Annotated in this window: 9 protein-coding genes; 8 read left to right on the forward strand and 1 reads right to left on the reverse strand. The window is 56.4% G+C overall.

The features are described from left to right. Positions 1-258: 258 nt before the first annotated feature. Positions 259-3,129 carry a phosphoenolpyruvate carboxylase gene (gene ppc, locus KHU29_RS16100; RefSeq protein WP_211453790.1) on the reverse strand — a complete coding sequence of 957 codons (2,871 nt, stop codon included), beginning with the start codon at positions 3,127-3,129 and terminating at the stop codon, positions 259-261. 252 nt (positions 3,130-3,381) lie between these two features. Here ppc and hemC point away from each other — a divergent pair, with 252 nt between their 5' ends. From hemC to KHU29_RS16140, 8 genes are all read left to right on the forward strand, one after another. Then, positions 3,382-4,323, forward strand: a complete 942-nt coding sequence (gene hemC / locus KHU29_RS16105; protein ID WP_211453777.1) for a hydroxymethylbilane synthase — start codon at positions 3,382-3,384, stop codon at positions 4,321-4,323. Between the two features lie 102 nt (positions 4,324-4,425). Next, on the forward strand, positions 4,426-5,217 hold the full coding sequence (locus KHU29_RS16110) for a uroporphyrinogen-III synthase (protein WP_211453778.1): 792 nt from the start codon (positions 4,426-4,428) through the stop codon (positions 5,215-5,217). Further along, positions 5,214-6,422: a uroporphyrinogen-III C-methyltransferase gene (locus tag KHU29_RS16115; protein WP_211453779.1), complete on the forward strand. Its 1,209-nt coding sequence runs from the start codon at positions 5,214-5,216 to the stop codon at positions 6,420-6,422. Before KHU29_RS16110 ends, KHU29_RS16115 begins: the two co-directional genes overlap by 4 nt. A 4-nt stretch (positions 6,423-6,426) precedes the next feature. Further along, positions 6,427-7,623: a heme biosynthesis protein HemY gene (locus KHU29_RS16120; protein ID WP_211453780.1), complete on the forward strand. Its 1,197-nt coding sequence runs from the start codon at positions 6,427-6,429 to the stop codon at positions 7,621-7,623. A 270-nt stretch (positions 7,624-7,893) separates the two neighbouring features. After that, positions 7,894-9,216, forward strand: coding sequence for a hemolysin family protein (locus KHU29_RS16125; protein ID WP_211453781.1), 1,323 nt, complete (start codon positions 7,894-7,896; stop codon positions 9,214-9,216). 272 nt (positions 9,217-9,488) lie between these two features. After that, positions 9,489-9,842 (forward strand): hypothetical protein, encoded by a 354-nt coding sequence (locus KHU29_RS16130; RefSeq protein ID WP_211453782.1) that lies wholly within the window; start codon positions 9,489-9,491, stop codon positions 9,840-9,842. A 149-nt stretch (positions 9,843-9,991) separates the two neighbouring features. Further along, positions 9,992-10,348, forward strand: a complete 357-nt coding sequence (locus KHU29_RS16135; protein ID WP_211453783.1) for an energy transducer TonB — start codon at positions 9,992-9,994, stop codon at positions 10,346-10,348. 74 nt (positions 10,349-10,422) lie between these two features. Continuing rightward, on the forward strand, positions 10,423-11,019 hold the full coding sequence (locus KHU29_RS16140; protein ID WP_211453784.1) for a hypothetical protein: 597 nt from the start codon (positions 10,423-10,425) through the stop codon (positions 11,017-11,019). The last annotated feature ends 65 nt before the right edge of the window (positions 11,020-11,084 follow it).

An 11,084-nucleotide genomic window follows, 5' to 3' on the forward strand; every position in this document is an offset into this window, starting at 1 on the left:
CGAGCAGCACGAACTAACCGGGGTCGGAGTGTAATGCCGTTAAGTTAAGGTTACCGGTTATAGCGCTTGGCACGTCATTCCCGCGAACGCGGGAATCCATTTTAATCACCATACTGTGCAACATGGATCCCCGCGTTCGCGGGGATGACGGAGTGACCGCATTGGTCCATCTAAAGAATACCGTTCGGGGCTTAACTTAACGGCATTAGACTCTGACCCCAGATCACTACGTCGTCGGTTCGCAACTGAAGTGCGAGATCAGCCAGTATTACGCAAGCCCGCAGCAATGCCATTGATGCTCAAATGGATGCCACGCTTCACCCTTTCCTCGGTAGTCCGGCCCGCCGCGGTAACGCTGCGGTGGCGCTTGATCAGTTCGACCTGCAAGTGATTCAGCGGATCGAGATAGGCGAAGCGGTTCTTGATCGAACGCGCCAGCAGAGGATTGCCGGACAAGCGATCCTTGGAACCGGTGATTGCCGACAAGATGCTGCTGGTACGCTCATGTTCATCGACGATGCGCTTGAAGATGCTGTTGCGCAGCTTGCGGTCGGTGACCAGCCCGGCGTAGCGCGAAGCCACCGCCAAGTCGGTCTTCGACAGCACCATGTCCATGTTCGACAGCAGGGTAGCGAAGAACGGCCATTCCTTGTACATGGCGCGCAGTGTCGCCAGTTTCTGGGTTTTGAGCTTGCTGTCCTTGCCTTCTTCCAGCCAGCTTTCGATCGCGCTGCCGAAACCATACCAGCCCGGTAACAGCAGGCGGCACTGGCCCCAGGAAAAGCCCCATGGAATCGCGCGTAAATCTTCGATGCGGCGGGTCGCCTTGCGTGAAGCAGGGCGCGAACCGATGTTCAGTTCGGCGATTTCGGCAATCGGCGTCGCTGCAAAGAAGTAATCGGTAAAGCCTGGGGTTTCATAGACCAGGTTGCGATACGACTGGTAAGCGCGCTCAGACAAGCCATCCATCAATTGCTCGAATTCGCCTAGTTTTTTGGTCTGCTTGCTGTCGGCATTATTCGGCATCAGGCTGGCTTCCAGCGTTGCCGCTACCAGCAGCTCCAGGTTGCGGCGGCCGATCTCCGGATTGGAAAACTTGGAGGCGATGATCTCGCCTTGCTCGGTCAGGCGGATCTGGCCGTTGACGGTGCCCGGCGGTTGCGCCAGGATCGCCTGGTAGCTCGGGCCGCCGCCACGGCCGACAGTGCCGCCGCGGCCATGGAACAGGCGCAGCTTGACGCTGGCGCGATCGAACACGCGCACCAGCTGGATCTCGGCCTTGTACAGTTCCCAGTTGGAAGTCAGGAAACCGCCATCTTTGTTGGAATCGGAATAGCCCAGCATGACTTCCTGCAACTGGCCTTGTCTGACGATCAGGCGCGCTACCGGCGGCAACGCCATGAATTGCTCCATGATCGCGGCGGCACGGCGCAGGTCGGGAATGGTTTCGAACAGCGGGATCACCATCACATCCAGTGCGCCGGATACAGTCGGTTTGCCTTTGCCGGTATCAGGGCGCAGCAGGCCGGTTTCCTGTTGCAGCAACAAGACTTCCAACAGGTCGGATACGGTCTCGGTGTGTGAAATGATGTAGTTGCGGATCGAGCGCGTACCGTAGCGTTGGCGCATTTCGCCGGCGGCGCGCAGGATAGACAACTCCGAAACTGTTTCGTCGGAGTAGTCGATATACGGCGAGTACAACAGGCGCGGTTTAGCCAGTTCGGCCAGCAGCAGCTCGATCTTCTGTTCTTCGCTGAGCTTGTCGTAAGCGCCTTCGACCTGGGCTTGGGCAAACAGCTCGGTCAAGACCCGCTCATGGACATCGGAACTCTGGCGCATGTCGAGCGAGGCCAGATGGAAACCGAAAATCTCGGAGGCGCGCTTGAGCGTCGCCAGGCGTGGTTTGATCAATGCGCCGCCGTGATGGGCGCGCAATGAATCTTCGACGATCTGCAGTTCCCCGGTAAATTCCTGCGGCGTAGCATAGTGGGCGGCGGCGCCGACTTCCTGGCGCAGGATGTTGGTGGCGCCCAGTTCGCGCGCGGTCGATGCCAGCCGCGCGTAAATCCCGATCAAGGCGCGGCGATAGGGTTCGTCAGAGCGATGGTCCGAGGTGTCAGGCGAACTTTCCGCCAGCGCCAGCAATTCCTGGTTGACGCTGACCATCAAGGTCGACACCGACAACTCCGCACCCAAGGCGTGGACTTCTTCCAGGTAAAAATCGAAAATCGTGGTCGATTGCCGTGTCAGCGCTCGCTGCATGGTGCTGGCGTTGACGTTGGGATTGCCGTCGCGGTCGCCGCCGATCCAGCTGCCCATCTGTACGAATGGCGCCAATTCGGTGCTGGCGCCGGCGCTGCCCTGGCGGGCGCGGGTCGGGAACTGGGTGGCGATTTCACCTTCGATATCATCGTACAGCGCCGGCAGCTCGCGCAGGAAGGTGATGCGATAGTAAGACAGCGCGTTTTCGATTTCATCGGCGACGGTCAGTTTGGTATACCGCAGCATGCGGGTTTGCCACAAAGTGGCGATACGGCCGCGCAGCAGCTCAGTGTTGTCGCGCAATTCCTTGGCAGTCAGCGGGCGATCGCGCTCGGCCAGCAGGCGGGCAATCTCACGCTCTGCATCCAGGATACTTTTGCGTTGGACTTCGGTCGGATGGGCAGTCAGGACCGGCGAAATCAAGGCGTCTTTCAAGAAACTGCGCACGGTAGCGCCCGATACGCCAGCGTCATCCAACTTGCTCAGCGCATGCGCAACGCTGCCAGCCTGGGCGGCTGATCCGGCCAGCAGATGGGCGCGGCGACGGCGATTGTGATGCTGGTCTTCGGCGATATTGGCCAGGTGCGAAAAATAGGAAAACGCGCGCACCACCGAATTGGTCTGGTCGCGCGTGAGTTTTTTCAACAGCTTGTCGAGATCGGCGCCGGCTTGCGGATCCGATTCGCGGCGGAAGCGCACCGCGGTCTGGCGGATGGTTTCTACTACTTCAAATACCGAATCGCCCTCTTGTTCGCGCAGCACATCGCCCAGCAAGCGGCCCAGCAGACGAATATCTTCTTTGAGTGGAGCATCTTTGTTGGGAACGGTTTTTTTTGCCTGGACAGCAGAATTCAATTGTTTTGCCATAATGGACGAGTGCAATCAGCTTTTCTGGGGTGGGAACGAAGGGCTTGTAACTGGTTAAACGCGCTCTCTATGCAATATATATAATTTGATATAGAGAGTACAACTGGGACAGTCGGGAGCGCATGCTAAAATCCGGCGCAAAAAATACGTGTTTTATTACGCGTTTTTGACAAAATTCGTTAGCGACTAGATAACTCTATCCTGACTGCGTTTGCTGCATCTGCGTTGCAAAGCTAAAATTTGAAAGAACCTGTGGCTAAAATATCCTCCCCTAGCAAGTTGGTGATTGCATCACGTGAAAGCCGGCTGGCCATGTGGCAAGCGGAACACGTGCGCGCGCGGTTATCTGCATTATATCCAGAATGTAATATAGAAATCCTCGGAATGACCACCCGCGGCGATCAAATTCTTGATCGGACCTTATCCAAGGTCGGCGGCAAGGGCTTGTTCGTCAAGGAATTGGAAGTAGCAATGGAGGAAGGCCGTGCAGATCTGGCGGTCCATTCGCTCAAGGATATGCCGATGGAACTGCCGCCCGGTTTTGCGCTGAGCGCGGTGCTGGAGCGTGAAGACCCGCGCGACGCTTTCGTTTCAAACGACTACGCCAGCCTGGAGCAATTGCCTGCCGGCGCTATCGTCGGCACCAGCAGCCTGCGGCGCCAGGCCCTGATCGCGGCGCGCTTTCCTTTGTTGCAGATCAAACCTTTACGCGGCAATCTCGATACGCGTCTGGGCAAGCTGGATCGCGGCGAATATGCTGCCATCATCCTGGCCGCGGCCGGTCTAAAACGGCTCGGCCTGGCCGCGCGCATCAAAGCCCTGATCGAGCCGGAGCAGAGTTTGCCGGCGCCGGGGCAGGGCGCGATGGCGATCGAGATCCGCGCCGACCGCGCCGACCTGCACGAAATACTCGCACCCTTGAATCATTTGCCGACAGAGCTGGCGGTGACCGCAGAGCGCACCTTGTCGCGCGCCTTCGGCGGCAGTTGCCAGATTCCGCTGGCGGCGTTTGCCACCATCAGCGGCGACCAGATGCGTTTGCGAGCGATGATCGCTACACCGGACGGCCTGCGGGTGGCGATTGCCGATGCCAGCGGCGCGGCCGATGCGCCTGAGGTGCTAGGGGAGCAGATCGCGGCAGCGCTGGAAGCGCAAGACGCAGCGGCCATTCTCGCGCTCTGCAAGGACGCCTAGTGCTAGCGCTAGTGTTACTGTTACAGCGATTACAGCGGTTGAAGCGGCTACAGCGAAGCGATTTTGCCGATTTTGCCTTATGCCGGCAGGTAGACGGCAGCCATGCAACCTAGCCCACTCTCAGTCTCGCATCCGATTGTCATCACCAGGCCGGCGGCGCAAGCCGGGGCGCTGGCGCAGCAGATCGCGGCACGCGGCCGGCAGCCGGTGATTTTCCCTTTGCTGGAAATCCTGCCATTGAGCGACAGTGCGCTTTTGCAAGCCGTCCTGAGCCAGCTCGATACCTACGCATTGGTGGTGTTTGTCAGCCCGAACGCGATCGACGCCGCGTTCCGGCATATCGCCAGCTGGCCGCGGCAGGTTCCCATCGGGATTGTCGGCGAGGGCAGCCGCGCGGCGCTGGCGCGGCATGGCCTGACGGCGCACAACGCCACCATCTTCAGCCCGCCGGATCCGGCCAAGACCGATTCCGAAGGATTGTTGCTGGCGCTCGACTTGAATGCCTTGCGCGGCCGCCAGGTGTTACTGGTGCGCGGCGAAAGCGGCCGCGAATTTTTTGCCGACAGTTTGCTCGCGGCCGGTATCAAGGTGCAGGCCGTAGCGGCTTACCGGCGTCAGGCGCCTGTCCTTGATGACGCCTTGAAAGTCCGCTTGCAACAACTGCTGGATACCGAAAACGACTGGATACTGACCAGTTCCGAAGCGCTCAGGCACCTGATGGACCTTGTCCATGCGCTTGAAAACAGCGCCGGTGTTGCAAAAATCCAACAGCAGAAACTCCTTGTCCCACATGCCCGCATTGCCGAAACAGCACATGCGCTTGGATTTACCGATGTGACTCTCACCGGCTCAGGCGACGAACGGCTACTCGACGCGTTACAATTCCCGCTATGAACGAATCGATACCCACTCCAGAATCGAACCAGCCTGCTGGTCCTGCCGTCAGTGCGACGACATCGCCATCGTCAGCCGCGCAACCTGTGCTGCAACCTTATGTTATCGACAAGGGCAAGAGCTCAAAGCGGGGGCTTGGCCTGGTCTACGGCATATTGCTGTTGCTGGCCGTGCTGCTGGCAGCGCAATGGTGGGTGATGCACACCGAGAACAACAAGCTGCGTCAGGAAATAGCGCGCCGCCTGCAAGTCGGCGACAGCACCAATACCGAGACCAAGGTACTGGTCAAGTCGGTGCAGGATGAGTCCAAGGAATTGCAGGGCAAGGTCAGTGTGCTGGAAAGCAAGCAGGTCGAAGCGCAAAGCCAGCAACTGGCGCTCGAGCAGTTATACAAGGATTTGTCCCGCAATAGCGACGACTGGACCCTGGCCCAGGTGGAAGACGTGCTGTCGACCGCCAGCCAGCAATTGCAACTGGCGGGCAACGTCCAGGGCGCGCTGATCGCGCTGCAGAACGCCGACAAGAACTTGTCGCGCTCCGACAAGCCGCAATTCATCATCGTGCGCCGCGCCATCGCCAGCGATATCGAAAAACTGAAAGCTTTGCCGACGCTGGACGTCACCGGCATCGCCGTGCGGCTTGACAGCATCATCGGCCAGATCGACAGCATGCCGCTGTTGTCCGATGAAAAGCCGATCGTCGGCGTCAGCAAACCGAATAACCAGGCTGTCGTCAGCAGCAAGCCAAAAGCCGCCGATGTTAGCAGTACTGGCAATACCGGCAATGTCGCCAAATCGCAAGCTGCGGCCGATGCCGTGGTGACTGACTGGAAGAACAGCTTGAAGGATAAATGGCAAAGCTGGAGCAGCGAGATATGGACCGAAATCAGCCAGCTGATCCGGGTCCGTACTGTCGATACGCCTGAGGCCTTGCTGTTATCGCCAACCCAGGCTTACTACGCCAGGGAGAATCTGAAGCTGCGTTTGCTTAACGCCCGTCTCGGCCTGCTGTCGCGTAACGAATCGGCATTCCGCAGCGACCTGATTGCCGCCCAGGAAACCATCACCAAGTATTTCGACACGCGCGCCAAGCAGACCCAGACTGTGCAGACTTTGCTGAAACAAGTCCAGAGCAGCAATCTCTCGATCACCATGCCGGCGCTGGATAGTCCAGCGGCGATCCGTACTTACAAAGGCAAGCCATAGTCCTATGCGATTCTTTCTCCGGCTTGTTGCTCTGTTTGCGGTCGCCATCGGCCTGGCTGTGGTGGCGCGTTACAACCCCGGTAATGTGGTGCTGTTTTTCCCGCCATACCGGATTGACCTGTCACTGAATTTTTTCGTTGTAGCGCTGGCGATTCTATTCATCATCCTGTACGTGGTGATCCGGGCGATCCGGGTTACCCAGAAGTTGCCTGCACGCGTGATCGGCTATCGCCGCCACAAGCGTGAAACCACGGCCAATAACGCTTTGCGCGATGCCCTCAAAGCTTTGTTCGAAGGGCGTTTCGGCCAGGCTGAAAAAGCCGCCACGCGCGCCGCCGAGCTGCCCGACAACCTGGGTGTAGCGGCCTTGCTAGGCGCCCGTGCCGCACATCGCATGGGACAACCCGAGCGACGCGATATCTGGCTGGCCAGCATCGAAGAGGACGAACCGCTGAAAACGGCGCGCCTGATTACCACGCTGGATCTGCTGGTAGATGAACATAAGTCGCAGGCGGCGCTGCAAACCGTCGATGAACTGAACGCCCGCGGCACGCGCCATATCCACGCCTTGCGGTTGGCCCTGAAAGCCAACCAGCAAGCCAAGAACTGGCCGGAAGTGTTGCGTCTGGTACGCAACCTGGACAAGCACGACGCCTTGCATCCAGCCTTGTCGACGCGCTTGCGCGAACTGGCATACGACGGTTTGTTGTCGGACGACGCCCACGATGGCGAATCGATTACCCGCTTGTGGGCCACGGTGCCGAGCGAAGACCGGGTCAAGCCGTTCATCGCCATGCGCGCCGCCAACGCGTTCAACAAGTGCGGTTTGCATGCCGAAGCCCGCGCCATTGTAGAAAAATCCCTGGCAATGGAGTGGGACCAGCGTTTGCTGCCGGTCTATCGCGATGCTGCAGCTGCAGAAGCTACGCCTGCGTTGTTGTCGCAAATCGAGCATTGCGAACATTGGGCAATCAAGACGCCGAACGATGCCGAGCTGGCATTGACCTTGGGCACCTTCTGCTTCAAGCAAAAATTATGGGGCAAGGCCCAGCGTCACCTGGAACAGGCATTGTCGGACTCGGTAGTGCCAGCCACGGTGCGTGAAGCGCATCTGAAACTGGGACAATTGCATGAGGCGATCGACCAGCAGGCACTGGCAGCGGAACATTATCGGCAATGTGCGCTGGCGACCATGCTGTAGGCGACTATATCCGCGCTGGCGGCACGCAATCCTGAAACTATCCTGAAGCGGGGCAGAGTTATTTACGCAATTTCATGGCGTAAAACTCTGCCCCTTTTTTTGCCTGCCTTCTTTCTGTTTTTACCGTTGTTTATCGATAATCCGTGAAGACCTTTTTTTGCCTAGTGTTGTTTTTAGCAACCCTGGAAGAAAGCGGATTCGTCGTGATTTTGTTGAAAACGCAATCGTCGCCTATACTTGTCATCCGTCATTACCCATGAAAGAGATTCATTGAACAACCTGTTATTGGTTATCGCAGCATTATTTCTGGTAGCACTCAACGGTTTTTTTGTTGCTGCCGAATTCGGTTTAGTCAAATTACGCCAGACCCGCATTCGCGCCATCGCCAAGACGCAAGGCTTGCGCGGCCGCATTCTGGCGACAGTGCATCACCAGCTGGACGCTTATCTGTCCGCGTGCCAACTCGGTATTACGCTCGCCTCGCTGGGGCTGGGCTGGATCGGTGAACCGGCATTTGCCAGCCTGTTGCAGCCGGTATTCGGCTGGATCGGCATCACTTCACCGGAACTGATACACGGCATTTCGTTCTTCTTCGCCTTCTTCCTTATTTCATTCCTGCACATCGTGATCGGCGAACTCGCGCCCAAGACCGTCGCGATACGCAATCCCGAAGTGATCGGGCTGTGGTGCGCCTTGCCCTTGTATGGTTTCTACTGGGCCATGTATCCGGCTATCTGGGTGCTCAACGCCAGTGCCAACTGGATCTTGCGTATGGCGGGGCTGGGCGGCGTTCACGGCCATGATGCGCAGTATTCGGCAGACGAGCTGAAGTTGATTTTGCGCGGCAGCCACGCCGGTGAAAAATTCAACCGTGAAGAATGGAAAGTGCTGGCGCAGTCACTCGATTTCAGCGAGCTCGAAGTGTCCGACCTGATGCGCCCGATCAATGAGATCACCGCCTTGCACCAGGCGCGCAGCCTGCAGGAAAACCTGCAAACCATCTACCGCCACCGCTTTAGCCGTTATCCCTACTTTGACCAGGGCGGCATCAATGTACTGGGCGTGATCCATCTCAAGGATTTGTTTATTGCGCAACAGGAAGGCAAGTCGATCGACAGCCTGAGTGCCTATCTGCGGCCGGTGGAATATGTCTCGCCGCGCATGGCGGCATTGGAGTTGTTCCGCCGCTTCCGCACCGGCGCGCCGCATTTTGCCATCATCGGCAAAAAGGGTACTAAGCCGGAAGGTTTTATCACCCTCGATAATTTGCTGGGCGCGATGGTGGGTGAGATCCGCGATGAATTCCGGCGTAACGATAATGAATGGAGCCGCCTGGATGACGGTACCTTGCTGGGCAAGGGCAGCTTGCCGATCTTCAGCCTGGAACGGATACTTGGCATCGACGTCGTGATTGACGGCGATGAAGATGTCGACTCGGTTGGCGGCCTGATCATGGCCAAGTTGGGCGATTTGCCGCATGAAGGGCAGAAAATCGAATTCGACGGGTTCGATATCGTGGTCAAGAAAATGAATGGGCCGCGGATTGTGCTGGTGAAGGTGTATCCGGCGCAGCGTGCGGCTGATGCTGAATAGGTGGATTGCTGATTGCGATCACGTCGATGACTGTTTATAGTCGATCAATCCCTGAAAAAGAAGGGATCGGGTTTGACAGCCTGCTACACAAAACGCGCAAAAACCGCGACATGCGGTTTTTTTATGCGTACCATCACGTTCTCCACGGGCGGCGGTGGTAAGGAGCCTTCGGGCTGCCGGTTTTGCGTTTTGTACCGGTCTGTCAACCTTGCCATCTGTCGCCCTCCCAGTTTGAAAGCTGGATGCGGCTTCACGCAACTCTGGAGATCGTCATGACCTGCATCAACACGTCCCACCAATTTTCCCAAACTGCCGCTCGATCAGAGCATCAATCTTTTTCATTGCTGGCCGATGGGCTGCGATTCGATGCATCGGCACAATTCATGGCGCTTACATTGGATCTGAGCCAAGGCATCAAAACCTGCTTGTCGCTGATTCATGCGAGCCATCTGGCGCGCGAGGAGGACGATGATGCTTGTCCGCCCATGCTCAACGTGGGCGATACCGAGTGTTTGACGCGGATGGTGATAGCTGCTGCTGGAGTGTTGTCCGAGCGGGCGGGGAGTCATATTGATATCCTCAACGCTTTGCACATGAAGTCCGGGGAGCAGATGCTGTCTAATTGAGCCATCTCGCGGTAAATGCAGTCAAATGTGCGGAGCCAATTATTGAAAAAATTGGGAGACGACGCTTGGAAGTGCGATATTGCTGATAGTATAAGATCGTTGCCGAAGCGAAACCTATTCGATATTTTTCACTCTTGCCTGAAAATTTCATGCGCCTGAAAATAATTGCGATCCCGATCATTGGATGCTTGTTCACGTCGGCCCATAGCGCACCATCGAGTAACGTTATAACGACGAAAGCTATTTTGCTTCCATCTACATGCGGAAAAATCGAGTACCCGAAAAGCTCTCTGGCGTTAAATGAAACTGGAACTGTAGTCGTGAGTTTACACGTATCAAAAGAAGGGCAAATTATGGACACAAAAATCGAGGTATCTAGCGGTCATTCCGTATTAGATTTAGCAACCGTCAACGGATTCAGTCAGTGCGAATTTACAGCAGCAAAAAAGAATGATGTAGCTGTGGATTCGTGGACTAAGGTGAAATATATCTGGCAGACCGAGTAACGGTATTCGCTGGCTTCACTGCCACTCTGATTTGACGTAGCCTTTCTGAAGGCACGAGGTAGGAGGAGTAATCATTGAATCCACAACGTAAGCCACGCTTGCCAGTCGAGTCAAAACAAGATGCACTCAAGGCAGGTTTGGTTACCCGTGTAACGCCAATTGTTGAATTGGTTCTTAAGCTTGCGTCGATAGCTGCCATCGGCGCTGCTGGCTGTTGGGGTTGGTATCAATTCAATCTAGGCGGCAATAACGGCTGGATGGTAAACCTGAGTATGACCACCAAGGTGCTACCGTATAAAGATGACTTACGGCTGTTGGTGGTACATGTCAACAGTAAGAATCCTCGGAATTCAACTATTGAGTTTATTCAGTCCGAGCATGACAGCTATGATTTGACGGTGCGCAAGTTACCAGATGTGAAGTCCGGTAAAGCACTGGATATCGATAAGGGCGAGCTGATTGCCAAGATCGACTTGATGCCATCAGATTCGCTTAGTTATATTTTCCTGCCTAACGCTGAGTTCGATGATATGGCAACAGTAGTGTTACCAGTGGGTAGCGTTGTATCGCTCTCCGCTCTGTTGGCTAAGAAAGATTACGACTTTGTACGGACCTGTCAGGAATTCTGTGTGCGGGATCAGAATTTCATAGTTAGTCAATTGCGTTGGTAAAGCGTTCGCCGAACATGATGGCGAATTGGTTGGCTGCCAGCTTCCATGTTCGCTGTGGCATCTTC

This window comes from Collimonas antrihumi (assembly GCF_018304965.1).
GTDB lineage: Bacteria > Pseudomonadota > Gammaproteobacteria > Burkholderiales > Burkholderiaceae_D > Collimonas > Collimonas antrihumi.

What these genes read in the sequence shown, in the direction of transcription:
- ppc (WP_211453790.1), bottom strand. Translation starts at nt 3,129, where the DNA reads ATGGCAAAACAATTGAATTCTGCTGTCCAGGCAAAAAAAACCGTTCCC.
- KHU29_RS16110 (WP_211453778.1), top strand. Translation starts at nt 4,426, where the DNA reads ATGCAACCTAGCCCACTCTCAGTCTCGCATCCGATTGTCATCACCAGG.
- KHU29_RS16115 (WP_211453779.1), top strand. Translation starts at nt 5,214, where the DNA reads ATGAACGAATCGATACCCACTCCAGAATCGAACCAGCCTGCTGGTCCT.
- KHU29_RS16120 (WP_211453780.1), top strand. Translation starts at nt 6,427, where the DNA reads ATGCGATTCTTTCTCCGGCTTGTTGCTCTGTTTGCGGTCGCCATCGGC.
- KHU29_RS16130 (WP_211453782.1), top strand. Translation starts at nt 9,489, where the DNA reads ATGACCTGCATCAACACGTCCCACCAATTTTCCCAAACTGCCGCTCGA.
- KHU29_RS16135 (WP_211453783.1), top strand. Translation starts at nt 9,992, where the DNA reads ATGCGCCTGAAAATAATTGCGATCCCGATCATTGGATGCTTGTTCACG.